Source organism: Rhizobium sp. PK7-22 (assembly GCF_056530405.1).
Genome location: NZ_CP096513.1, coordinates 332,416 through 357,349, shown reverse-complemented (window position 1 = coordinate 357,349; position 24,934 = coordinate 332,416). Strand labels below are relative to the sequence as shown.

The following is a 24,934-nucleotide window of genomic DNA, read 5'->3' as shown; positions in this document are numbered from 1 at the left end:
AACGGCCCGACAAAGGCGCCTCGCTGAACGGCCTGTTGATTACCCGTAAGACGTCTCCACTCTTCAGCCAAGGACAGTCTTGCTCCGCCACGGCCAGATCTGGAGCCGCGACGAGGGCGGCAAACCTGCCATTGACGACAAAAGGCTGCCGCGCGATACCGACCCTCGAAAACAGAAACCGGTGAAGTGCGATTGTCTGAATTTCTCAAGCGTTGGCACAATCAGTCGTTGGCGCGGCAGTTCCTGCTGGCCGGCGGCGTGGTCTCTCTGGCGGCGATGCTGATCGTTGGTGCGCTGGTCACCACGCTGATCGAAGATGCCGTCACGCGCAATTCCGCCGCCACCACCGCCATGTATGTCGACAGCGTGATCGCACCTTTGCTGCCCGATCTGCAAACGACGGATGTTCTCGACGATCTTGCCAGCCGCACGCTGGATGAGACCTTTGGGCAGGGTGCGCTCGGAGGGCGGGTGATGTCGTTTCGCCTGTGGCGCGCAGATGGAACGATCCTCTATGCCACAGACAAAAGCCTGATCGGCAAGACCTTCGGTCCGAGCGACAGCCTCCAAAGAGCCTTCTCCGGGACGTTGGTGGCTGAGTTCGAGGTGCCCGATGACGAGGAGAGCACTGCTGAACGGGCGCTCGGTCGGCCGCTTCTGGAGATCTACAATCCGATCCTGCAGCCCTGGTCGGGCGAGGTTGTCGCTGTCTCCGAGTTTTATGAGGTGGCCGAAGGCTTCGAGCACAGTCTCGCGCAGGCTCGGCTATGGAGTTGGTTTTCGGTCGCTGCGGTTATCTCCATCTTCTTCCTGTCACTTTCGGCCATCGTCTTGCGGGGGAGCCGGACCATCGAGCAGCAACAGGCGGCATTGACGCAAAGGGTGGCGGAACTGTCGGATCTCCTGCGCCAGAACCGGGAGCTGCATGGGCGTGCGCAAAGGGCTTCGCAACGGGCAACGGCGCTGAATGAAAGCTACCTGCGACGGCTGGGCGCCGACCTCCACGATGGGCCGGCGCAACTGGTGGCTTTTGCAGCGCTGAGGATCGACAGCCCTGCATTGGTGGCACCCGATACGCCTCAGGCCGTTCGGGAACAGGAGCTGGATGGCATCAAGGCCCGTCTCGCCGAGGCCATGGAGGAGATCCGCAATATCTGCAGCGGCTTGGTTCTTCCCCACATCGAGGCTGCCGATCTTCCGGATTTGCTGGAGCGGGTGGTGAGCGCTCACCGGCAACGCACAGGCGCCGACGTCGAGCTCTCGGTATCGGTGGAAATGCGGGGCCTTTCGCCCTCGGCAAAGATCTGCATCTACCGTTTTGTGCAGGAGGCTCTAAATAACGGCTTTCGGCACGGCCAGGGTCGTGGCCAAAAGGTCTGGCAAGGCGTCGACGGCGATACCATCGTCGTCGAGGTGGCGGATCAGGGCCCCGGCTTCGACGTCCAAAACATCAGACCCGAAGGATTGGGCCTGGCCGGGCTGAGGGAACGGATTGAAAGTCTCGGTGGAAGCTATGCGATTGAGAGCTCGTCGCGGGGAACGCGCTTGCGCATGACGATCAATGCAGAGGAAGAGGAACAGACATCATGAGCAACATTCGCATCGCCGTGGTCGACGACCATCCGCTGTTTCGCGAAGGCGTCATCCGCAGCCTGTCGGAATGTCCAGGGCTCGAGATCGTCGCCGAGGGAGCATCCCGTGACGAGGCAATCGCGATCGCCGTAGACGTCGCCCCCGATGTTCTGCTGATGGATATCTCGATGCCGGGCAGCGGCCTTCAGGCGATTGAGGGCGTGCTGGACAAGCAACCGTCCGCCAAGATCGTGATGCTGACAGTCTCGGAAGCCAGCGAGGACCTGGCACTGGCATTGAAGCGCGGTGCCAAGGGCTATGTACTCAAGGGGATTGGCTCGCAAGCGCTGGCTGAGGTGGTGCGAACGGTTGCCTCCGGAGACACCTATGTCGCACCCAATCTGTCAGCCCGGCTTCTGGCCAGCCTGTCGGGCGCGGAAGAGAGGAAGCATCCGCTGGCGGATCTGACGCAGCGAGAGCAGGATGTCTTGAAGCTGGTGGCTTCCGGCCTCAGCAACAAGCGGATCGCCATTGCGCTCGATCTTCATGAAAAGACCATCAAGCACCACATGACACGGATTTTTACCAAATTGGGCGTGACGAACCGCACCGAGGCGGCACTGGCCCTGCGCGATGCGGGTGTCAGAATGCCATTAGCGGCGGAAGGACCTCAGCCGAGCCCGATCTGACGCCGTCGCCCGCCGATTGACGATCTGGCGGTTGCGGGCGTCGCGCATCTCATAGCGGCCGCGAGCAATGCGTTCAACGGTGCCATTGCCGTGACGAACGGTGATCGACGATCCGCTCGTGCGCACTTCCGTTCGTCCGGTGCCGCCGCGGCTACCCCCGGATCCGTTTTTGCCGCCAGCGTTGCCGCTGGCACCTGCGCCATTGCCGCCATTGTTGCCGCCGCCATTGCCGCCGTTGTTTCCTCCACCATTGCCGCCGCCATTGCCTCCGCCGTTGCCGCTACCGTTTCCTCCGCCATTGCCACCATCGTTGCCGCCGCCATTGCCGCCGTTGTTTCCTCCACCATTGCCGCCGCCATTGCCTCCGCCGTTGCCGCCACCGTTTCCTCCGCCATTGCCACCATCGTTGCCGCCGCCATTGCCGCCGCCATTGCCTCCGCCGTTGCCGCCACCGTTTCCTCCGCCATTGCCCTCACCGTTACCACCGCCATTGCCTTGCGCAGCAGCCGTGCTTGGCGTTACGGCGAGACGGCCCTCGTCAATCGACACGCGAATGGGAACAAGACAGGTAGCCGCAAAGGCAGTTGCGGCCCATGTGATCAGCAGTCGACGCGTCGTCTTCATGGCTCCTACCTCATCTGTGCACAGGCACGCCCAGCCTTAGCCGGAGCGACGGCTTTAGATGCAGTGCGCGGGCTGCGGCCAATACCGGCATGATGTCTGCTGCCATCTAAGCTGGTAAGGCGTTAAAAGAAAGGCATTGGCTTTATGGATGCTCACGGTTTCAGGCCATTCCGTCCAGCTTGATGTCAACGGACGCTGCTTGTCTTCATCGTCAACACGACAAGCCAAACGCCAGGCCGCCTCCGTTCATGGAGGTTCAGGGCCATTGGAGACAATGGCAGGCGTCAACATTTGAGCGAAATCTACAGCTCCAATGCCAGTTGCGGGTTTCGCAGGAGGAAAAGACGTGAAAAATTATCTGCTAAGTGCTGCTGCCGCCCTGTGTGCGCTCGTCGCAGTTCCATCGATCGCCGATGCAGCGGTGAGCGGGTTCTCGACTGCAAACGTCAATATGCGTTCGGGGCCGAGCACGGCCTATCCCGCGGTCACCGTCATCCCGGTGGGCTCGACGGTCACCATCTATGGCTGCATGAGTAGCGTCAACTGGTGTGACGTTGGCTTCTACGGCGGACGCGGCTGGGTGTCTGGCAATCATGTTCAGGCCGCTTACCAGCAGCGGCGCGTCCATGTCGGACCGCAGTATTACCGTCCGCTCGGAATTCCGTCGGTGACCTTCGAAGCCGGAAACTACTGGGATCGCCACTATCGCGGCCGTGACTTCTACCGCGACCGGGATCGCTGGGATAGAGGTGGCCATGGTCACGACCGCGGTGGCTGGGATCGCGACCGCAGAGACTGGGACCGGCGTGACTGGGACCGTGACCGCAGAGATCGAGATCGAGGTGACTGGGACCGCCACCGCAGACACCGCGATCGCGACGACTGGGATCGCGACGATTGGGATCGCGGTGGCTGGGATCGTCGGGACTGGAGATGAGAGTGTGATCGCTACGATGGTGCCGGGAGCTGACAGAAGCTTCAGCACCAGACGCGGCCAGATCCTGGGGTCATTGTGCGGTCTGCCTACTATAGAATCCTGACGACCTGATCCAACACCACTCCGCCGTGATGAGGGCTCGCTTGCGGCGCTCATCACCCGGCCGTTTTTGCGTTCAACGGGGGGCACTGTCGCTTCTTCCGCACTTCGTGGCATTGAGCATGGACAGCTCGACCGCGCAGGCAGTTGCCCTCGATTAGGACATTCGGAAAACCGACAGGGTCGGCGCAGCCGATTCTGTCCACGAGCCGGCTAAGGCCCGAACAGCACCGCCGGAGTGGGTGCAGGACGTGTGGCGCGGCCCGAAATGGCAAGCTTCGGCGCTGGCTGGCCTGCAGCAACGGTCAGGCAGACGCCCCATGTTCATGGTCGATGCCGCCTCCCCTACCCAGAATAATTCGTCGTGGGTCTGAAGCGACGATCGATTTTGGCAAGATTCTTCAGAACGCGCCGGATAATCAGTGGCGACGTGGATTCGCGCTTGGTGGTTCGGCGGCGAGGGCTTCGCACTGCTGAGGGGAGGCTCTAACCAATGCTGTTTCATGCTTTGTGTTAACCCGTGATTAAGCAGCAAGGGTCATCCTGACCAATGTGCCATGATGGCACCCTAGCCAAGACAGGTGACCCATGGATAATCGAGCTCCTTTTCGCCGCGTAGACACCTTCTCCGATGATGCCATCACGGTGCGGGTTAGACGGGTGGACGGCCGGCTGATCGGCACGATCGATTTCCCGAGCTTCCAGCGCGACGGGAAGTTGATCGCTGCATCGGGAATCAAGCCACGCCCATTCGTGGACGCCATGGCCGTGGCGGAGCGAATACTGCCGCACACGCCCTTCCCCGAGATCGTGATCCTCGCTCGGCCGGATGCCGCTTAGACGCCGCTGCGGCGTCTCATTCCGTTGATATGACACCTCGATTGCTCAAGGTGTGACGTCTCGTTTCGCGTTTCCGGTCCTGCCTAATCGAGGCTCCAAACCTACCCGCTCGAGGCAATGCCCAGAGATGCTGCCTGCCCTCTAAACATGTGAGAACGAAACAACCGGGCTCTCCGCTCCCGGCCGAACAGCATTAGGAGGTAGTTGTCACTCGTGCGAATGTTGAAGCGTCAGTTTCACTCAAGCTTCGTTATTTAGCAACGTCTTATGTGCGGGGCCATGATGGCCCCGCCGGCTGATGAAGGTGGCTCGTGAACGACATGGAGGCGATTCTCGATTGGCAAGATCGGGGCATCACCGCGCGCATTCTCGGTTATCCGCCTGAGCAGAACCCGCTCTTGGCGCGGCCCCCCGAGCGCAGCGACAGCAAGCTGCAAGACTGGCAGCAGAGACTGGATGCTTGGTCTTTTGGGTGGGCAATCGAGGATGCGTCGCGAGGTTAGCGGAACGACAGCCGGCATACGCTTCAAACGTGACCACGGATGTAATGGCACGCAAGGGGTATGGAAAAGGCCGGAGCTATGCCCCGGCCTTTTCCTATGTAAAGATCGCGCCGACGCTTGAGATTTGTACGCGACGATTGCCGGTGCTTGCTGATGATTGGCTTTATTTAGGCTTGATTCAGGGGTTGCAGGTCGTCTTAAAAGACGTACCGAGACGGCACTTGCACCAGAAACGGATGATTCATGAAGAACCAGGCTTCCTTTCGACGCGTAGATACGTTCTCCGATGACGCGATCACGGTGCGCGTCCAGCGGGTGGAGGGGCAACTGATGGGGGTCATTGACTTTCCCAGCTTTCAACGCGCCGGAAAACTAATTGAAGCTTCAACGATTAAGCCGCGTCCCTTGGACGAAGCGATCGCGGTGGCAGAGCAGATCCTGCCGCATACGCCCTTCCCAGAAATAGTGATCCTCGCTCGCTCGAATATCGTCGACCCCAATTAGATCGCTAACGCGCACCCTGCGGCCGTCTCACAGTGTGCGGGGCAGACCTGTCGGATAAACCTATTCCTGATACCAGGTGGGGACTGCACCTTAGCCCGTCTTCGGCCGCTTCAATTGCCACCGAAACGATGGATCGGATCCTCAGCGCTGAATCAAGGCCGTTGCGGGTTCTTTGCGTACCGCGCGTCGTAAGTTAGGCCGCAAGTGCACAGGGCGGAAATCGCTGAAAAATTGAGAAGTTCAATCCCCCTGCTCCGGCAAATCGCCTTGGCTAAATTGACATGCGACAGAATACGACCTTCTGCACGCGCCACACCCGACTTCGCAGTCTCGCCGGGCTTCTCGTAAAAGCGTGGAGCCTGCGCGTTAGAGATATCAAGGCCAAAGAACCCGATGCGCCTGGGGTTGCAGAAAACCGCAAATTGCAGCGCGCTGATTGCCACAGAGCCGCCTTGAAAAACGCCGCGAGCGGGATCATGAGAAAAGCCGCTGACCCCATCGTCACCGAGCTGAACAAAATCGAGCCTTTCGAGATCAGCCGTGTTCCTTCGCCGGCCAAGGTATGGCTTGCGGATATCATCGATCAGAATGACCTTCTTGTGGACAAGCCAGGCGGCATCGATTTCGCAGATGGCCCTGATGACGCCGACCGACAGCAAGCAGATCGTGCCGTCTGCGATGTGATCCCGCATCATAGGAAAATGGCGCCACACAAAGCGTTCATCCTCGATGGCGACAGCCAGTGGCCGTTCTATCTCCTTGTTCAGGAGAGTGATTGCTCCGTTCAAAAGGATTGCTGATCCGGCGGCGACGGCCGTCAGGTCGTTGTCCTTGATGGAGGGCCCGGAACCGACGATATTGATCTCGTCACCCGCCTGCGTCGTCAGTTCCGACGGATGCAAGAGCATGCACATCTTGCGCTTTTGATAGTGGATCGCACCACTGGCACCAGCGGCGCGCGGAACATCCAGCTTCAGGCCGGGCCAGGCATTGTGCGAATGCGACTTGGACTTGCCCAAGGCCATCGACGCGACAATTTTGATAATGCTACGCCGAAACGGCCGATCCGAGCCAAATTTCATGTCAATTCTGAGCCTTCTCCCGTCTCACAGCTACACTATATACCGTCGGCACAGCAATGTGACGAGTGTTGTCACCAGCTCGATCGCTCTGCGGCCAACAAACTTGCATGACCTCCTCCTGGTTCCCTCGCATTTGCGCCGTAATTAGGTGGTGGACTCGTGAGCGGCTTCGAGGAGCCGGGCTGTTATGATATACGCTCCGACCCCAAGCGGTCTGCCGCAGGTGGGAGCAGGCACGATCTGCGAGCCAGCCACGCCACCGGCCGTACCGAAACGACGATCGTCGACTGAGGAGCAAACCATAGCATTGAAATTCGGAACGCTGATGCGCATGCGTGCTCTCCTGTCTGGCGGGGCGCTGACAATAGGAAAGCGGCCGAAGATGCGCTATCTCCCACGCCTGCGCTGGCGCAGCGGGCCCATTCAGATCGACAGCCGCGTGTTGATGCGATGTGGCGTTGTCATCGACGCACAAACCGGGGCCATCGAGATCGACGACCATGTTTCGTTAAATGACTATACGGTGCTTCTCGGCCATGGCGGCATTCGCATCGGAAATGATATGCGAATCGCAGCGCATGTCGTCATTGCCTCTTTCGACCACGGCTTTTCGCTGTTCGATGAGCCGATCCGCAAGCAAGCCGTCGTCAAGCTCCCCATCGTCATCGAAGACGATGTCTGGATTGGTGCGGGTGCCAAGATCCTCGGCGGATCTCACATCGCCCGCGGTTGCATTGTCGGTGCCAATGCCGTGATTAAAGGACCAACGGTGGCGAACGGAATCTACGTCGGAGTGCCGGCGCGACTCCTTCGCATACGAGAGGGTGCCGATCGGTCATCAGATGAAGAGGACCTTGACAGTTCCGCCGAACCAGATCAATCCGCAACCAGATAGACTTTTCGGCGAGTGCACCCTTGTTTCGTGATGTGAAGACGCGGATTTACCGCCACCTCAAATACGCGCTGACGCGGCCAAACCCGCCCGCGGCGCCAGTTTCATTCGACAGTCCGGTCGTGGTGGTGGGCTCCGCACCGATGTCACACCGACCAGTCGGCTTTGATGAGGGCTACAGGACGATCTCGGTGAACGGCTCGCAGACCGCCATGGCGTCCTGGGGTGTGTCGGCTCCCGATATCACCTTCATGCAGTTCAATCAGATCCGTGGCGTCAACACCAATGCCGTTGAGGTGCGCCGGGTTCTGAACGGAAAAACAACAGGCACACTGTATGTCTTTCTGTGGCGCGAAGGCCGACAAGCTTTGGAAGATGGACTAAAGGCCTTCAACTATGGCTATGACAACCTTGAGCTTGTGGATCGCTACAGCCGAATGGCCCTGCTTGGTCGTGTTTGTGGCTTCCAAAGCCTAGAAATGGCCGCCGACGACAAGTGCTCCAATGGAATTAACGCGGTGCTCTTTGCTCTGTACCATAAAGCGCCTGCCGTCATTATCACAGGGATAAACCCCAAGAGCAGCGGGCATGTGTACAACGCTGCAAATCTTCGCCGGTTTCACCAGGACATGGATCTGAGGGTTCTGCAAAGCCTCGTCGCAAAGAACCATCCTGTATATACAGCCGATCCGGACGTCAGCGCCACAACCGGCATCCCCCTCTGGACGCCTGACCGCTTAAAGCTCAAAACCACGCGACAGTAACTAATCCAGGTTGATGTGGTTTTCTTCCAAAAACCGAACCATAGCCATGTCTTCTAATTCGTTCTGTTGGATGGTGCGCAAGGTCGTGCGCATTTTTGCTTCCAGCTTTTCGGCGGATCGCGCGTAGTTCCAGCCCCGGGTGATCTTGCCAAGCATTTCCTCCTCCGATTTGCTGTAATAGTGGTTAAGCTGGAGCGCCTGGTTGGAATAGAATTGTGCCTGCTTTCGACCTTTGCGATCAGCCCGATAACCTGCGCCATTGCTGGTGAGTTCCCCGAACTCGCGGGTGTTGAAGTGGTGAACCGCCACTTCCGTAATCTCGCAGGGGTCGACGATGCATTTGAAGTTCGAGGCCGGCTCTCCTGCCCCGATCGGATCGGCAGCCCGCCTTGTGTAGTTTCTTAGAACGCCGCCTGCGGGCCTGCGATGATGGCCGCTCGTACCAAACATATGCCACGGAAGTGAGATATTGGGAAAACCAGCTGCGGGCGCAAGCGCTTGCTCGATTGTTTGACCGGTCATTGGCAGCAGGAACTCGTCGGCGTCAATGAACGCAATTCGCCAAAACCGCCCCCCGAAGTTCAGGATCGCATGGGCAAACGCCAGAACCTGACCATCGATGATTTGGGCGGCTCTGGTGGCCGTGATCTTACCTGCCCACGGCACAATCGTCAGATGTTCGGGATCCAGTTCCCGGCGAAGGATGCTGCACGTATCGTCGGTTGATCCGTTATCATAAACGATAAAGTGGCAGATACCGACTGCGCGATGGAAGCGCACCCATTCTGCGATGTAGCTGGCTTCATTCTTCACGCACAGCGCAATGGCGACACCGCTCCGATCCGGATCCGGAGTGGGAGGCATGATCGACAGGTTCTTTATCGCAGACTGCTGTCGCTTAAACCAGGCCATGAACTGTCCTTTCGAGCTCGGCGGTGTTGAACTTTTCGATCCGTGACAGATATAATATGGCCGTCACCATTGAGCTCCCTTCTGCGGATCTTGCTCCCCCTCCGTCGGGTTCTGCAATATTTGCCACGAGCGCAACGGCGCTGCAACAGATTGACATCATTCAGCCGCTCATGCACTCACTTGACTTAGGTGGGATGTTCAACCTTGGGAACGGTTCGGGAATTGAGATCACCCCGATCCCTTCGCGCAGCAGTAAAAGGTGTTTCATGAGAAATGATGTCGCTCGTATCTTCGTAGGTTTCGATTCAAAAGAAGTCGTCGCCTATCATGTCCTGTGCCAGAGCATCATCGAACGCTCCTCTATCCCCGTCGTCTTTTCACCAATCGTTCTCGACAATCTCAAGGGCGTGTTCACCCGCGAGCGCAATGCCCTGCAATCCACCGAATTTTCCTTCTCTCGCTTCCTCGTCCCGTACCTGAGCAACTACGAGGGTTGGTCGATCTTCATGGATTGCGACATGCTCGCGCGCGCCGATATCGCCGAGCTCTGGTCGCTTCGCGATGACAAATGGGCGGCAATGTGCGTTAAGCACGATTATGTCCCCAAGGTCGAGACGAAGTTCCTCGGTCAGGCACAGACCAAGTATGAGAAAAAGAACTGGTCAAGCATGATCCTGTTCAACAATGCCAAATGCACGGCGCTGAGCAAGGAGTTCGTCAATACCGCGACCGGTCTCGAGCTGCACCAGTTCAAATGGCTCGAGAGCGATGATCAGATCGGCGAAGTCCCCTTGGCCTGGAACTATTTGGTCAACGAGTATGACTACCGCGACGACGCGAAGCTGGTGCATTTCACCGATGGCGGCCCTTATTTCGATGAGTACAAGGACGACGACTACGCCGAAGAATGGTTTGCTATGCGTGAGCGGGTAAACTTCGTACAGCAAAAACAGTAACCGGATGACCTCAGAAATGTCTTCCACCCTTGGCGATGCAGGCGCCCTGCCAGCCCCCGGGGCGGTGTCGGGACTGCGGGAAACCTCAAACTGGGGGGAGCTGCTGGCCCCCTACTCCCACATCGTGCTCGTTGCCAACAGCGGTTCGATGGATATCGAGGCCTTGCAGCGGGAGTATCCGGCCACCGCGCTGTTTGTGTTTTTTAACAAGGTCTACAAGGTCCTCGACCGTCCGTTTGACGGCCATGCGCTTCTGGTCTCGCGGGCGCAACCCAAGGGGGCCAACATCGTCTACCGCAAGGAGGTCGACGAGGTCCTGTCGTTTTTCTCCAAGGCGCATTTTCTGGGCCTCATGAATGTCCGGTTGGGTCAGAACGAAAAACTGAACACGGCAGCTGACTTCAAGCAGGCGCCGACCGGCCATGTGGATCTGACCGGGTACTGCGACGATTTCTACACAGAGGGAAAAACACCGACAAGCGGGTTCGCGATCGCTCTGTGGCTGAGCGAGTTGAGGCTTCCTTCAAAAATCGTCCTGGCCGGCTTCTCGGCAAGGCGCACCGAAAAATGGCGCGTCGTCTCCATTCACGACTGGAGCTTCGAGCAGACGTTCCTGCGTCTTTTTGCGCGTCTCGGAAAAATTACTATTCACGGCGGGGTCTCCAAAAATCCGTATTCGGTGCTGGCACGTCGGTTCCCGGAGATACCCGCTGAAGACGTTGCTCTGGCCGCGGCAGAGGTCCTGTCCGAGCGTCTCTCCAATAGCGACGCTGAGGTTGATAAGTTGATCTCTCTGACGAACTTCATCCGGGCCGGCGACAATTTTCTTCGCCGACTCAAGCCGGCGTCCCTGAAGAAGCAAAAAACGCCCTAGAGGCGTGGGTGAGATGAGCGCAGGGTTCGCTTCGGCCGTCGTGTCTCTCGACACGGTCTGGCATCCCAGCATTAGGTTAGAACGCTCTCTGCCCTTCGAGATCGCACTGCCTACCCAGCCGCAGGATGCTGATTTCCGTTGCCTTACGTCGCGGGAAACGGCATTTCGGTCCATGGACGCCGCTGGCAGGGAAAGCACGCTCTCAAGTGCAAAAGCTGCTGCGCTGGCCATGATGACCTTTCTTCGGTATAGACACGCAGAACGGCCGCCCGCCTTCAGCGCTGTCTAGACACGGGATCATCCTTATTGGGCTCTGCTAAAGACAACAAGCGACACCACCTGGATTCAGGGACCGTGACCAGGGTGCTGAAGCGCGTGATCGCGGAAAACGGTCGCCACCACGTGAAGGCCTATGCCTTTGCGATCTTCTGCCTCGTCGTCGTTGCCGCAACGACGGCCTTCACCGCCTGGATCATGGAAGCCGTCGTCAACGAGGCCTTCGCCAATCAGCGTGCAGATATCGTATGGCTGATATGCGGCGCCATCTTCCTCACCTTCGTGCTGCGCGGCCTTGCCACCTATGGCCAGTCCGTGACGCTGTCGAAGATCGGCAACAACATCGTGGCAACTTACCAGCGCCGCCTCTACGCCCATTTGATGTCCCTGTCGGTCGGCTTCTTCAGCGATGCCCGGTCCGCTTATCTGGCGGCGCAGATCAGCCAGAACGTCAACGGCATCCGGGACGTGCTGAACCTCACGGTCACCTCCACCGCCCGCGACTTCCTGACGCTGATCGCGCTGATCGGCGTGATGTTCAGCAAGGACGCGGTGCTGTCGCTGATCGTCTTCGTCGTGGCGCCGCCGCTGATCTATGCGCTGCGCTACGTATCGCGCCGGCTGCGCAGCGCCACGCGTGAATCCATCGAGCTCAACAGTCATGTGCTGGGCGCCATGCAGGAAACGGTTCAGGGCATCACCATCGTCAAGGCCTTCACGATGGAGGATCAACTCGGGCGCAAGGTCCAGAAGCTGATCACGCAGGCCGAGAACCGCGCCAACCGGATCGCGCGGCTGACGGAACGCACGGCGCCGCTGACGGAAACCTTCGCGGGTTTCGCGATTTCCAGCGTGCTCGCCTATGCCGCTTTCCGGTCGATCTACGACGGCGTGCCACCGGGAACCTTCTTCGCCTTCGTCACCGCCCTTCTGCTCGCCTACGACCCGGCACGCCGGCTGGCCAGGCTGCAGGTCCAGATGGAGCGCGCCGTGGTCAATGCGCGGATGATCTACGCGCTTCTCGACCAGCCAGCGCTGCAGCGCGACAAGCCGGGCGCCAAGGATCTGGTGGTTACCGAGGCAAGGATCGAGCTGCGCGGCGTGTCCTTTTCCTATGCCAGCGGCGACACCATCCTGCGCGGCGTCGATCTGGTGGCGGAGGGCGGCAAGACGACGGCCCTGGTGGGACCATCCGGTGCCGGCAAATCGACGATCATCAGCCTCATTCCCCGCTTCTACGACCCGTCGGAAGGCAGCATCCTGATCGACGGCCAGGATATTACCGACGTCACCAAGTCGTCGCTGCGGCGCCACCTCGCCTATGTTTCGCAGCAGCCCTATCTCTTTGAAGGGACAATCCGCGACAACATCCGCTACGGGCGACCGGAGGCGAGCGATGCCGAGGTGGAAGAGGCTGCAAGGCTCGCCCATGCCCACGACTTCATCCTGGCGCAGCCCTTCGGCTACGACACGCCGGTCGGGGAGAACGGCGTGACTCTGTCGGGCGGTCAGCGCCAGCGTCTTTCGATCGCCCGGGCGCTGGTGCGCCAGGCGCCGATCCTGCTCCTCGACGAGGCGACGTCCGCGCTCGACAATGAATCGGAAGCCGCCGTTCAGAAGGCGCTGGAATCGGCCATGAGCGGACGCACCGTGCTGGTGATCGCGCATCGGCTGTCAACGGTGGTCAATGCAGACAAGATCATCGTCATGCACGAGGGCCGGGTGATCGAGGAAGGCACGCACGAGGTGCTTGCACAGCACAAGGACGGGCTTTACGCTCGCCTCAACAATCTGCAGGCTCCCGAAACCGCAGCATGAACATGAAAGCTACGCCGGCATGAACGACAATCCGATGAAACTCGTGGTGGTGGTGGCCGGATGGGCCAGACCCTGATCCGGGTGATCCAAGAAACGGACGGCGCTATTCTCCATGCGAACGGGAGGGCTCACCCTTCATCGGCAAGGACGCCGGCGAAATCGCCGGTGTCGGAATGTCTTCCTCTTGCTTGCAGACCCCACTAGAAAGGTGATACCGAGGGCGCCCGTTGACGAGTGACAGCGCTATGGACTGCTCCTAGCAAGCATCGAAAGCAGAAACTGACAGCACGATGGACATCGGCATTTTTGCGATCAACCTCGATAGATCGAACGAGCGTTGGACACGTCTTACAAGGCAAGCGGCAGAACTGGACTTTCGGCTCATCCGCGTTCCCGGCATAGATGGAGCTCAAGTCGATAGGCAAGACTGGATAGAGTGCGACGAGAGGTCGTTCAGGCGCAATAACGGCCGCACGATTCTTCCTGGCGAATATGGGTGCTATCGGAGCCACTTAAAGGCGCTGTCGGACTTCCTCGATACTGGGCAACCTATCGGGATCATCGTTGAGGATGACATCGAGCTGAGTGCTGATCTTCTGGTGCGTACGCAAGCTGCGTTTGAGGTTTTGCCCAGGGCGGACGTCATCAAACTCTGCAACCACAGAATTGTTTGGTTCAAAATGTTTGCCACCTCATCCTTCGGTGATGAGATCGGCCGGGCTGGACACGGTCCACAGGGCTCTGCCGCATGTTACGCGGTGACGCGGGCCGGAGCCCGCAAACTGATCCAGGGTTTGCAGCGTATGAAGTACCCATTGGACGTCGCATTGGAACGGGGCTGGGCAATGAAAGCGGAGATCTACGCGACGCGGCGGAACGTTGTCACTCCCGGACGACATGGCACGACGATCGCCAGCAGGTCAGTCTATAGAGGCACCAAATTTAAATGGTGGAAACGGCTGGAAGCTTACGTTGACCGGACGATAGAGAGTGCTCTGAGGCTTTGTTACACGTTTATTGGCTAACTTTTGAATAGATGCGTTCTTCCCAAAAATACGTCGATATATTCAATATACACATGCTCGGCTGGAATGATCCTGAATCTTCTCGCCTACAGCGAAGTTGAGCTATAGGAAATTTACGATGCAGCCGACACTAGACCAAAACCATCAGATCGAACCGCGTATGATACCCCTGAAGACGATCAGGGATCCGAGAGGCTTACTTGGCGTTATCGAGGGCGTGAGAGAAGTCGGCTTCGACTTCAAGCGCTTTTACTTTCTCACGGATGTTACTGCTGCCAGCGAGCGCGGTGGCCACGCCCACAAGCATTTGCATCAATGCTTCATCGCATTACGCGGAGGCGTAACGATAAAACTTGAAGGCTTCGGAACAAAGCGTGAGATCCGCTTAGATAATTGTGAGCAGGCGCTAGTCCTGCCCAGCGGCTATTGGCGGGAGCTTGTCGATTTTGACGACGAAAGTCTCGTAGCGGTACTTGCATCCGAATATTATGACGAGAAAGATTACATTCGCAATTATGGTGATTTCATAAATTATAGTCGTCCCTCGGAAATCACAAAAGTTCCCTATATAGATCTCGGCCGTTATGTTCACGCTATGCGCGATGAGCTTCGACACGCTGTCGAACGGACCTTAGATTCAGGGATGTTCATCGGCGGCTCCATCGTCGAAGAGTTCGAGATGGCCTTCGCCGAGTACTGCGGGACGACTGGGGCCGCGGGGGTAGCCAATGGCTATGACGCACTGGAATTGGCTCTTCGGGTCCGTGATATTGGCCCTGGCCATGAAGTCATTGTTCCTGCTCACACATTCGTCGCGACCGCACTCGCCGTAATGCGCGCAGGTGCGACCCCTGTCCTGGTCGATGTCGAACAGGATACGGCCCTTATGGACATCAGCAAGATTGAGTCTCTTATTACTCCAAGGACAAGGGCTGTCATCCCGGTGCATCTATATGGCCATCCGGTCAATATGGATCCGCTTATGGAAATCGCGCGGCGCAACGACCTTTTTGTTCTAGAAGATGCTGCTCAGTCTCATGGAGCCCTCTACAGAGGGCGGCCTTGCGGCTCCCTAGGGGACGCTGCCGCATTCAGTTTTTATCCAACGAAGAACCTCGGCGCCTACGGCGATGCGGGCGGCGTTACCTCCAACGATGGGGATATTATCGCGAACCTCAAACAGATACGTAATTACGGATCCTCTCGCAAGTACCACCACGACGAGTTGGGGGTGAACTCGCGAATCGATCCGATGCAAGCGGCACTGCTTTCTCAAAAGCTGAGAAAGCTGGACTCTTGGAATTCGCGACGAGATGAACATGCACGCCGATATTTCGACGGCCTGAGTGGGATAGAAGGCTTAAGCCTACCTGCAGTCCGGAGTTGGGCCCGGCCCGTTTGGCACGTATTTGCCATTCAGGTGGCCGATGGGCGTCGGGACGCGCTTGATCGTTGGCTTTCGAGTGCCGGCATCGGCACCAACATTCATTATCCATTGCCTATTCATCATCAAAAGTGCTTCCGTGCGATGAACTGGGCGCAGAACGCTTTCCCAATTGCCGAAGGTCTGACAAAATCAACGCTGAGCCTGCCGCTTGACGCAATGCATACAGATGCAGAAATCGACTATGTTATTGACAAAACGCGCCATTTCTTCAGGTCTTGATTTTGATGAACGAGGAGACAGTCTTGAAGGATGAAGAGCTAGCGACCATGAGTAGCGTCGACTTGGCTGCCGTTGAGCTTGATTACGAGGGTTTTCGAAAGCTTGCGTCCAATCCCCACCTTTCCGTGCACGAGCGCATCGGGTTCCCGGCGGAGTATCGCGAGAACTTCGAGGGAGCTATCTTCGATGACATCTGCAGAAAACTGCCAGTCCTGTTAGAGAAAAACAAGGTGATAGTCGACATCGGCCCTGGATGTGCGAACTTGCCACGAATGCTTATAGATTTATGCGAAAAGAACGGGCACCGCCTTATATTGGTCGATTCAGACGAAATGCTGAGCCAATTGCCGGATGCTCCTCATGTAGTCAAAATCAGCGGCTTCTTCCCAGGAAATAAAGAAGAAGTTCGCGCAGCGGCTGGGGCTCCCATACACGCTGTACTAAGCTATAGCGTACTTCAGTATTTGGTTGTCGAGACCAATCCATTTCATATCATGGATGTTGTGATTGACTCACTTGCCGACGGCGGAGAGGTGTTATTTGGCGACATTCCGAATGCCTCTAAACGACGCCGCTTCTTCCAGAGCGCGTCCGGCATAAGCTTCCATCAGGAATTCACGGGTCGAGATGATCTTCCCCCTCTCTCCCCGACCAATAGCAGCCGCGGACTGATAGATGATGCGGTGCTTCAAGGGTTGATCAGTAGAGCACATTCCCTAGGCTGTGACGCCTATCTGGTTCCTCAGCCACCTTCCTTGCCTATGGCCAACCGCCGTGACGATTTGCTGGTGAGGAAACCATGAACGATCCGGTGAAAATGAAAACGCCATTGCTGATTGTCGGTAACGGTGAGATCGCCTCTATGGCATATGAGTATTTCCGACACGACTCCTCTTATGAGCCGGTAGGATTTGCAATTGGAAATGATTACCGGACCGGCGATACCTTTGAAGGCCTCCCTCTCATAGACATCACAACCGTAGAGGACCATTTCCCACCTACATCGGTCACGGCATTCGTTGCAATTGGCGATGCGCAGTTGAACCGCGTACGTGCCCGGCATTATGCTGATATGAAGCGACGCGGTTATGCACTTGCTAGCTATGTAAGCTCCAAAGCTTTTGTCTGGCCCAATGTTTCGATCGGTGAGAATTGCTTCATTCTCGAAAACAATACGCTCCAACCCTACGTCACGATCGGAAACAACATCATCCTCTGGAGCGGAAACCACATCGGCCACCGCTCCACAATCGCTGATCACGTCTTCATCACGTCGCATGTAGTAATCTCCGGCTTCTGCAACATTGGCACCTACACTTACGTGGGCGTCAATGCAGCCATCGGGAATAACCTTGACGTCGCGGAAGATAATTACGTCGCCATGGCCGCCTCTATAGCAACATCGACGTTACCTGACTCAATTTATCAGGGGAGTCCCGCGGAACGCAGGAAGATTTCGGCCAAGCGTTTTTGCCGGGTTCAGGACGTATGATCGAAATCGTGCCATACACGCCGTTCGAACATGACTTATGGAACACGTTGAACGCACAGGCTCGGAACGGGCACTTCCTTTTCGACCGGCGCTTCATGGAGTATCACTCTGATCGGTTCCAGGATTGCTCATATATCGTTCTTGAGGACGGCAGACCTATTGCTCTGTTGCCCGCGAATGTCGCCGGCGACACGGTCTTTTCGCATCAAGGTCTGACTTTCGGTGGGCTTGTCATCGATCAAAGAGTGAATTCCGTTCGCATGCTGGCCATATGGGATGCCCTGCTAGATCGTCTGCGCGCTCAACTGGTGAGGCGGCTTGTTTATAAAGCATTGCCGGTCGTCTATCACCGCTCTCCAGCACAGGAAGATTTATACGCGCTATTTCGCCACAGCGCGCGCCTTATCCGATGCGATGTTACGACAACCATAGACTATCTCGCTCCCGGCATACGATCTAAACGCCGAGAGCGCGGGGTAAAAAAAGCCGTCAAATCAGGCGTAACCTTCAACGAGAGCCAAGATTGGGGAGCATTCTGGACGATACTTTCCGACGCACTGCACTCGCGGCACGGAGTGGCGCCAACCCACACGTTGAAAGAAATAAGATTACTCGCCCAGCGATTTCCTCAGATCATTAAATTATATGCTGCAGAGCACGAAGGCCGGACAGTGGCTGGCGTCGTCATGTTCGAGACCGCAACCGTCGCCCACGCGCAGTATATCGCCGTAAGCATCGAGGGGCGCGACGTTGCGGCTTTGGATGGCTTATTCGACTTTCTAATAAACCGGTTCCGTCTTTCCCATCGCTACTTCGACTTCGGGATATCGAATGAAGATGGGGGACGCATCCTTAATGAGGGCCTAGTCACGCAGAAGGAAGAGTTCGGCGGAAGCACGATAGTGCATGAGGTCTACGAGGTACTATTGGATCCTGTCTAATAAGGGCGGGCCACTCAAGGAACAAAAGCGTAGATCATGAGATCTGCTCCGTCTGCACCATTGCTGCGCAAAGAAAATCTGTAGTCTTGACTTAGCCGATCCACATACTGAGGTAATTCCCATAGGTCGGAAGGGTTATGGTAGACGGATATCGCGAGATTTGCGCGCCGCTGACAGATGAGCTGCCGGGCACCTTTCAGTGTTGACAGATCCGCACCTTCTACGTCTATCTTGACGATGAACTGGTCGTCAGGGCCACAGTATTTGGCAACCAAGTCATCTAGTGCGACCACTTTCACTGCCAGCTCTCCGGTTTCAGACAGTGAAGAGGCCTGTTTTTTTCCAGTATCGAACCGCAGAATCCCACTGACTTCGCCTGTCGCGGCTGCAATCGGAACCACTTTGCGGCGATCTGCTTCATCAAGCGACGAGATGTTATTTTCTAGAAGAGAGAAATTGTAAGGATCGGGCTCTATTGGAAGCGCGAGCCGAATTTGGCTACCGTGCTCACGCATGACTGGAATAAGGGTATCACCATCGTAGGCTCCGCAATCCAGATAGACAAGCGGACTCGGCGGCAACTCAGACGGCCAGAATATGCGCTGGACCGACGGAAGGCTGCCGTAGTCCAAGTCAAGTCTGAAGCGAACATGTGCGTAAAGCTGCTCCTGAGATTCCTCATCAACAAGTCGTTCGCACAGCCAAATAACATCATCGAGATGGCGATGTAAAAAGGTAGGTTGGTTCAGAAAATAAAAAGAACTGCTTTCGTCGCTACTCGTCACCCAAAGGAGCTCAAACAGTGACATTAGATTAGACGAATGTCGGCTCAATTTTTTCGAAATCCCTTCGAAACCGACACGCGGAGAGAAAATGGATGAAATCAGAAGCGCTGCAGGCCGGTTATCAAGAAAGTGCGGCGGATATACGGGGATTCCATTGAAAATGGTGTTCTGTTTCACAGGAGTCTCGTCTATGAAACCAGCAATCTTGAAGTGCATTTCACTGAGGAGACGAGCGACGAGTTGACCATTCTGACCAGCACCAAAAATGTATATTTCTTTCGCTTCCTCAAGGCGCCTTAACAAGAAAGCGATCCGGCTTTTTAATGCCGCCGCGTCGTTGGTCTGGAATAGCCTTGAAAGACGTTTCTTATACGTTGAGTGCATGGGCTTCGCTAAGTCTCTATAGAGGATTGTTTCCAGCAGCTGACATGTCGCCAATCGATCTTGCGAGCCGTGACTAGATCATCAAAATCGTATTGTACAGCAGGGATGAAATGCAAGTTCGATCGCGGCGGAAGAATTTTTACATAAGGTATGGATTGGCGGTGTGCGGTGTCTTCTGGCTCACGTTCACCAAATTCCGTAGAGTGGAGACACTCAAGCATCGCTACGGACGTACGCCAGTGCCGATGAGTTTGACGATGTGCAAGCGTTTAGCCAGAGGTAGCGCAGTCCTTCCGGGACGAAACCAGCAGATATTTCTCTCTCAGGGTGTAAACCCGCTCTCCACCGAGAGCTATGAAGGCCGCTGGCGCCACAACCCTCGCGGATCATTTCTCCTTTTTCTCGCCAATGCATTCAAGGTATCCGGCATGTTCGATGTCGCTTCGATAGCCTATCAAATGGCGTTGCACACGGAGTACAAACAGGACCTCGCACATACAGGCCTCGCCGATCTGTATATTATCGAGGCTAGTTGGACCATAGAAGCGGAAGCCCACTTTGACGCGGGGATATTGCTTGACGAAAGGCTAGCCCCTTGCTTGCGATTGCGCTCGCGGGCATGGACCCACCGCGGCTTTGCCGACGCTATAGAGCAACTGCAAAAAGCGATCGATTTCAACGCTGAAAACAAATCGGCTTGGTGGTTGCTGAGCGAAGCACACCTTAAAATAGGTCAATGGGAACACGGGCTGAACGCGTTAAGGTCCTATCTTCTCCTTGCTCCCGCTTTGTATGAACAGAATATGGCCGCCGCAATCGGGGAGTTCGGCTTGAGCCCAGCCAAAGGCAAACTAATACTCGATCAGAAAATGGACCGATGGAAGGGCTGGCTGAGATCGTCTGTTGTTCAGGTTGCGGATCAATTCGGCGCGAGGGAAATCTCTGGTATACAACTAACCAAGCTAGCAGGCAGCACTACCCTAAGATTGGCTTCTCATGTGGTGGCGGGAGGCGAACTCAGCTATTATGAACGAGACGTGGTTTTTGACGAAGTCAACTCCTATAAAGTTCAAGAGGTTGAGATCTTGCCTAGCTATGGCACTTCTATCGCCATAGGAAAATACTTGCTGGCCGATACAACTCATATATCACCCATCCATTGGCATCGTTACACCCCATCCATTCTAGCTATGACAAAAAATGATATCCTAATATGCCGCGAATCTCCGCGAGACATAGATACCGAAGATGCTATTTATTTCGGGCACAATGAAAACTACTATCATTTTATTTGTGAGGACCTTCCAAGACTGCTGCTCCTTGAAGACCACGGATGCCTTTCGGGCCGCTCGCTTCTTGTGAGTCTTGGCATCAAATCCTGGCAGCAGCAGGTGCTCATACGTTTTGGATTCCCTCCCTCGCGCTGGAGAGCGGTCGACTTCAGCGCGCCCCTCCGCTTCCGCAACCTAAACATACCCGCCGTGGTCTCGCGCAACCTTCTCGCCAATCCGGTTGCGATCAACTTGATACGCAAACGGCTCATCAAGCAGGGTGACGAAGGGGCGAAAGTCGGCAAGCGCCTTTATTTGATGCGCGGAACTGGAGGGAGCCGCAACGCAAGATTCTTGAATGAAGAAGCGGTTATGCGGCGCCTTAAGAGCGCGGGGTTTACGCCTGTAAGCACGGGTAGCATGAGTATAGACGCTCAAATCCAATTATTCTCTGATGCTGAAGTGATCGCGGGGCCGGCAGGCGCTGCCTTTACGAACCTCGTTTTTGCACCTAGATCCTGCAAGGCCTTACTATTCGGTTCCAGCGCGGACGCAGGCGAGGCGTTCAGCAGTCTCGCCGCAGCCTCCGGCCAGGACTATTTCATCTGTCTGGGTGACGGCTTCCCGCAACCCCACTCCTCCTGGATTCATACGAGCTTCGATTTCAAGATAGATTTGAGAGATTTAGACCTGGCGCTTGAATCGATCCAACAAAAGCGCCGCGGGGCTTAGAACAGAAACGCCCGGCCAGGCTTGGCGGGTGTTTGTGAAGATGCTAAGTCAGTTTAAATCGGTCAGTGCATTTCAGGGGCAAGATAGTGGAAGCTGAAGCTTTAAAAACCTATGGCATCACCGCGGCGAATTCTGCCAGTGGGCAGGTGGCTGCAGTTTGTGAGCAAGTCGCAGTGCGAGGGTTCGGAGTTTTGGAATCCGTTCTGCCGGCTACCAAAGTTGCTAGCCTTAATGGTAAGCTTGAGGAGGTTTATGCTGCCCAGTGCGACGAGTTGTCGGGAGAAACGGCTTTAGAAAAGCTGAACGATCGCGATATCGTACGCTGCCCTCTTGCCTATGATGCCGAGTTTCTTGAACTTGCCACACTTCCGGAATTGCTGGAGATACCTCGCCGCATTTTAGGAGAGAATGTGCTGCTGCTGATGCAAAATGGCGTCATTAATAGGCCCGAGCGCATTCAAGCTCAGACGGGCTGGCATCGCGATCTGAACTATCAGCATTGGGTTTCCTCCAGGCCACTGGCCGTAAGCGCACTTGTGTGTCTCGAGGACTTCAATGTCGAAACTGGCGGAACAGCGTTCTTGCCATCGAGCCATAAATTCGAGCTCTTCCCTTCTGACAGTTTCGTCTCTCTTGCACACACTGTGCCAAGTGCGCCTGCAGGCTCCATCCTCTTTTTCGACGCCATGACGTTCCACCGGGCGGGAGTTAACACGTCCAATCGAATACGACGCGCAATCAATCATGTCATAGGCGTTCCGATCCTTTCTCAGCAAATCAGTATCCCTTCCATGCTTGCAGAACCGCCACAAGATGCTTCTGTTCGCTCCTACCTCGGATATCGCTGGTCCCCCGCACCAAGCGTCAAGGCTTGGCGTGAGGCGAAACTATCTGCATCGAAGTAGTGTGACCTTCAAGGAAAGCAGCTGGCCAGACCTTGTGCTAGAGCCGCCTGGAGGAGACGACCTTGCTAGCGTGGAGTACGCCTATGAAATGGGAGAGGCTCGGACCGATATTCAACAGCGATGGACGGTCGCCGTGGATGCGTTCCCATGCCTACCTCCCGACGACCCACCAAATCAACGAAGAATGCATACGTGTCTTTCTCGCGTTCCGTGATGAGCATCAGGTCGGCCGGCTGGGCTGGATAGATGTGTCCGCCAAGGATCCGCGTGTGGTGATCTCGGTTTCCGAGAAGCCCGCGTTAGATGTTGGCCGTCCAGGCGCTTTTGACGACAACGGGGTCACACCTCTGGCGGTGGTTTCGGACGGGACCCGGCTGCGCATGTACTATGCTGGCTGGCAACTAACGCCACGCGCGCGATACCTACTGTTTACGGGGCTCGCGTTCAGTGACGACGGCGGCGAGACCTTCATCCGGCACCAGGAGACGCCTGTGCTTGATAGGAACGCCGAGGAATTCGTCGTAAGAACCGGCGCCCATGTAGTTAGGGACAGTTGCGACGGCCTATGGAAGATCTGGTACGCTGCAGGTTCGGCTTTCGTTGAGACTTCTGAGAAGCGGGTGCCTACCTACCACATGGCATATCTCGAATCGTCGGATGGTCTAACTTGGCCGGGGCGGAGCACCAGCGTCTTGAAGCCAGAGGGGCCAGACGAGTACGGCTTCGGTCGCCCTCATGTCCGGAGGACCGGCGCTGGCTATGAGATGTGGTATTCGGCACGATCTCATTCCAAAGGCTACAGTATCGGATATGCCACCTCAACTGACGGGCTGAATTGGACCCGACGCGACGATGTAGGTGGCCTGGAGCCCTCTGAGAGCGGCTGGGATTCCGAGATGACGTGTTTCGCGTCCGTCGTGGAGAACAGACACGGTACGTTTATGTTTTACAACGGCAACGGGTTTGGTCTAACTGGGGTGGGCGTTGCGAGACTGCACGGATAGCGTCTGCATCTCAGAGAGTAAGATAGGTATTTCTACATGTCGAGGTCAATGGTAGCGGACGGGAGACCGCCTCGCATTTCGGTATGCATACCGGCTTACAATCACGAAAGGTATATCCGAGATTGCATACAGAGCGTTCTCGATCAGACCTTCGCAGATTTCGAAATCCTGGTCACCGATGATGGGTCTTCCGATAACACCGTCGCCGCTGTTCAATCTTTTGCGGATCCGCGGATCCGGCTTTTTCAGCTTCCTTTTAATCAAGGTCCAAGCGTTGCTGCGAACAATAATTTCAGCAATGCGCGTGGCGAATTTATCTGTCCGCTCGCGTCCGACGACCTCTTTTGCGCAGAGAAGCTGGAACGGCAGCTTGCGTTCTTATCCTCCAATCCCGCTGTGGCTGTGGCTTTCAGCTACATGCGCTACGTCGATGAGTCCGGCTCAGAAATAGGGGATCACTTTGGCTACAAGTGGGTTGAGGTGGAAAATTGCCCGCGCGAAGTCTGGCTTCGCCGTTTTTTCATTACCGGCAACAGTTTGTCAGCCCCCACTGCGATGATACGCAAGAGCGTTTTGAGCAATGTTGGGCCTCTTGATACGCGTCTTTTGCAAACACAGGATCTCGACCTGTGGATTCGAATTTGTCTGCAGCATGAGGTTCACGTCATGCCGGACCGCCTCACGGAATACCGAATCCGAGACGGCCAACAGAATACCAGCGCCTCGACCCCCTTCAAACAGGCCCAGGTTCACTGGGAGTTAGCGAAGGTGTTCGAACCATATGCAAGCATTGGGGACCGCGAGTTCTTCAGTCGCATCTTTCCCGAGGCGAAGGATCTGCGGTACGACAAGTGGCCAATAAGGGCAATCCTAGCTGATCTCGCGATGAAGCAGGGCACGCCTCATATGCGGGCGTTTGGGCTGGAACTTATGTATCGGGTCCTAGCCGACGCAGATAGTGCACGGATTCTCGCCAATAGAGGTTTCACCTTACCTTGCTTTTTCGACGCTATGGGAAAAGCTGATGCATTTGGGATTGTCGCACACGCAGAGCTGCAAGGCCAACTACTGCAGAAAGAGAACCGTGTAGCAGAACTGGCGGAGGAAGTTGCCTTCTGGATGCAGAGATGTGAGCGAACTTTTGACGTCCGTGCCAGAAAGCTGGTTCGAAAGCTCGTGGACAGGAGCTAGATTTTCGATCAAGGCGGGGGCGTGCTTCTGCGTATGAGCTCCCTATAGACGTAGATCCTTGAACTCAGAGACATCTGATGGTGACCGAGCACTACCCTCGCTCGCAGATGGGCGAGCGCTGCTTAAGAACCGACTCGGGACACGATCTATCAATAATCGTAGTCTCACGGTTTCGCCGCCTGGTCTCGCTTGTCAA

At 56.3% G+C, this 24,934-nt stretch carries 24 protein-coding genes and 1 pseudogene; 21 read left to right on the top strand and 4 right to left on the bottom strand.

What is annotated here, in order from left to right:
- Window positions 1-186: 186 nt before the first annotated feature.
- Together M1E10_RS01850 and M1E10_RS01845 are read left to right on the top strand one after the other, a co-directional pair.
- A complete protein-coding gene (locus M1E10_RS01850; RefSeq protein ID WP_499173312.1) occupies window positions 187-1,590 on the top strand; it encodes a sensor histidine kinase in 1,404 nt (467 codons plus the stop codon).
- Window positions 1,584-2,261, top strand: coding sequence for a transcriptional regulator (locus M1E10_RS01845; protein ID WP_499173439.1), 678 nt, complete (start codon window positions 1,584-1,586; stop codon window positions 2,259-2,261). The genes M1E10_RS01850 and M1E10_RS01845 overlap by 7 nt, the downstream gene beginning before the upstream one ends.
- Here M1E10_RS01845 and M1E10_RS01840 read toward each other — a convergent pair.
- On the bottom strand, window positions 2,226-2,885 hold the full coding sequence (locus tag M1E10_RS01840) for a hypothetical protein (protein ID WP_499173311.1): 660 nt from the start codon (window positions 2,883-2,885) through the stop codon (window positions 2,226-2,228). The genes M1E10_RS01845 and M1E10_RS01840 overlap by 36 nt on opposite strands.
- A 346-nt stretch (window positions 2,886-3,231) precedes the next feature.
- On the opposite strand from M1E10_RS01840, the gene M1E10_RS01835 reads away from it, so the two are divergent.
- The 4 genes from M1E10_RS01835 (at window position 3,232) to M1E10_RS01820 (ending at window position 5,768) form a co-directional block, all read left to right on the top strand.
- Entirely contained in the window at window positions 3,232-3,822 is a 591-nt protein-coding gene (locus M1E10_RS01835; protein WP_499173310.1) for an SH3 domain-containing protein, read from the top strand.
- Between the two features lie 687 nt (window positions 3,823-4,509).
- Window positions 4,510-4,761: a hypothetical protein gene (locus M1E10_RS01830; RefSeq protein WP_499173309.1), complete on the top strand. Its 252-nt coding sequence runs from the start codon at window positions 4,510-4,512 to the stop codon at window positions 4,759-4,761.
- Between the two features lie 320 nt (window positions 4,762-5,081).
- Window positions 5,082-5,264, top strand: coding sequence for a CrpP-related protein (locus M1E10_RS01825; protein WP_499173438.1), 183 nt, complete (start codon window positions 5,082-5,084; stop codon window positions 5,262-5,264).
- Between the two features lie 243 nt (window positions 5,265-5,507).
- Entirely contained in the window at window positions 5,508-5,768 is a 261-nt protein-coding gene (locus M1E10_RS01820; protein WP_499173308.1) for a hypothetical protein, read from the top strand.
- Window positions 5,769-5,920: 152 nt separating this feature from the next.
- Here M1E10_RS01820 and M1E10_RS01815 read toward each other — a convergent pair whose 3' ends face one another.
- Window positions 5,921-6,850 (bottom strand): WaaZ-like lipopolysaccharide core biosynthesis protein, encoded by a 930-nt coding sequence (locus tag M1E10_RS01815; protein WP_499173307.1) that lies wholly within the window; start codon window positions 6,848-6,850, stop codon window positions 5,921-5,923.
- 307 nt (window positions 6,851-7,157) lie between these two features.
- On the opposite strand from M1E10_RS01815, the gene M1E10_RS01810 reads away from it, so the two are divergent.
- Together M1E10_RS01810 and M1E10_RS01805 are read left to right on the top strand one after the other, a co-directional pair.
- Window positions 7,158-7,745 carry an acyltransferase gene (locus tag M1E10_RS01810; RefSeq protein ID WP_499173306.1) on the top strand — a complete coding sequence of 196 codons (588 nt, stop codon included), beginning with the start codon at window positions 7,158-7,160 and terminating at the stop codon, window positions 7,743-7,745.
- A gap of 20 nt (window positions 7,746-7,765) precedes the next feature.
- Entirely contained in the window at window positions 7,766-8,506 is a 741-nt protein-coding gene (locus tag M1E10_RS01805; RefSeq protein ID WP_499173305.1) for a membrane-anchored protein, read from the top strand.
- Here the strand turns inward: M1E10_RS01805 and M1E10_RS01800 are convergent, their stop codons facing one another.
- The gene (locus tag M1E10_RS01800) at window positions 8,507-9,418 is read right to left on the bottom strand and encodes a glycosyltransferase family protein (protein ID WP_499173304.1); all 912 of its coding nucleotides are present in this window, start codon (window positions 9,416-9,418) and stop codon (window positions 8,507-8,509) included.
- A gap of 266 nt (window positions 9,419-9,684) precedes the next feature.
- Here M1E10_RS01800 and M1E10_RS01795 point away from each other — a divergent pair, with 266 nt between their 5' ends.
- The 9 genes and pseudogenes from M1E10_RS01795 to M1E10_RS01755 all read left to right on the top strand — a co-directional run bounded on the left by M1E10_RS01795 (window position 9,685) and on the right by M1E10_RS01755 (window position 18,466).
- Window positions 9,685-10,374, top strand: a complete 690-nt coding sequence (locus M1E10_RS01795) for a glycosyltransferase (RefSeq protein WP_499173437.1) — start codon at window positions 9,685-9,687, stop codon at window positions 10,372-10,374.
- Between the two features lie 16 nt (window positions 10,375-10,390).
- Window positions 10,391-11,248, top strand: a complete 858-nt coding sequence (locus M1E10_RS01790; protein WP_499173303.1) for a 3-deoxy-manno-octulosonate cytidylyltransferase — start codon at window positions 10,391-10,393, stop codon at window positions 11,246-11,248.
- Between the two features lie 306 nt (window positions 11,249-11,554).
- Window positions 11,555-13,342 (top strand): ABC transporter ATP-binding protein, encoded by a 1,788-nt coding sequence (locus M1E10_RS01785; RefSeq protein WP_499173302.1) that lies wholly within the window; start codon window positions 11,555-11,557, stop codon window positions 13,340-13,342.
- Between the two features lie 60 nt (window positions 13,343-13,402).
- Window positions 13,403-13,515: pseudogene (locus tag M1E10_RS01780) on the top strand (4-hydroxy-tetrahydrodipicolinate reductase); the annotation flags it as partial.
- A gap of 117 nt (window positions 13,516-13,632) precedes the next feature.
- Window positions 13,633-14,367: a glycosyltransferase family 25 protein gene (locus tag M1E10_RS01775; RefSeq protein WP_499173301.1), complete on the top strand. Its 735-nt coding sequence runs from the start codon at window positions 13,633-13,635 to the stop codon at window positions 14,365-14,367.
- A gap of 118 nt (window positions 14,368-14,485) precedes the next feature.
- Complete coding sequence (locus tag M1E10_RS01770) at window positions 14,486-16,033, top strand: DegT/DnrJ/EryC1/StrS family aminotransferase (protein ID WP_499173300.1); 1,548 nt, start codon at window positions 14,486-14,488, stop codon at window positions 16,031-16,033.
- Window positions 16,034-16,056: 23 nt separating this feature from the next.
- Window positions 16,057-16,836, top strand: coding sequence for an SAM-dependent methyltransferase (locus tag M1E10_RS01765; protein WP_499173299.1), 780 nt, complete (start codon window positions 16,057-16,059; stop codon window positions 16,834-16,836).
- Window positions 16,833-17,525, top strand: coding sequence for an acetyltransferase (locus M1E10_RS01760; RefSeq protein ID WP_499173298.1), 693 nt, complete (start codon window positions 16,833-16,835; stop codon window positions 17,523-17,525). Before M1E10_RS01765 ends, M1E10_RS01760 begins: the two co-directional genes overlap by 4 nt.
- The gene (locus M1E10_RS01755; RefSeq protein ID WP_499173297.1) at window positions 17,522-18,466 is read left to right on the top strand and encodes a GNAT family N-acetyltransferase; all 945 of its coding nucleotides are present in this window, start codon (window positions 17,522-17,524) and stop codon (window positions 18,464-18,466) included. The genes M1E10_RS01760 and M1E10_RS01755 overlap by 4 nt, the downstream gene beginning before the upstream one ends.
- Before the next feature lie 14 nt (window positions 18,467-18,480).
- Here M1E10_RS01755 and M1E10_RS01750 read toward each other — a convergent pair whose 3' ends face one another.
- On the bottom strand, window positions 18,481-19,635 hold the full coding sequence (locus M1E10_RS01750; RefSeq protein ID WP_499173296.1) for an FkbM family methyltransferase: 1,155 nt from the start codon (window positions 19,633-19,635) through the stop codon (window positions 18,481-18,483).
- A 110-nt stretch (window positions 19,636-19,745) separates the two neighbouring features.
- Between M1E10_RS01750 and M1E10_RS01745 the strand changes: the two genes are divergently transcribed.
- From M1E10_RS01745 to M1E10_RS01730, 4 genes are all read left to right on the top strand, one after another.
- The gene (locus M1E10_RS01745) at window positions 19,746-21,638 is read left to right on the top strand and encodes a glycosyltransferase 61 family protein (protein WP_499173295.1); all 1,893 of its coding nucleotides are present in this window, start codon (window positions 19,746-19,748) and stop codon (window positions 21,636-21,638) included.
- Between the two features lie 86 nt (window positions 21,639-21,724).
- Complete coding sequence (locus M1E10_RS01740) at window positions 21,725-22,543, top strand: phytanoyl-CoA dioxygenase family protein (RefSeq protein ID WP_499173294.1); 819 nt, start codon at window positions 21,725-21,727, stop codon at window positions 22,541-22,543.
- An 83-nt stretch (window positions 22,544-22,626) separates the two neighbouring features.
- Window positions 22,627-23,547, top strand: coding sequence for a glycoside hydrolase family protein (locus tag M1E10_RS01735; RefSeq protein ID WP_499173293.1), 921 nt, complete (start codon window positions 22,627-22,629; stop codon window positions 23,545-23,547).
- Window positions 23,548-23,583: 36 nt separating this feature from the next.
- Entirely contained in the window at window positions 23,584-24,738 is a 1,155-nt protein-coding gene (locus M1E10_RS01730) for a glycosyltransferase family 2 protein (RefSeq protein WP_499173292.1), read from the top strand.
- Window positions 24,739-24,934: the final 196 nt, after the last annotated feature.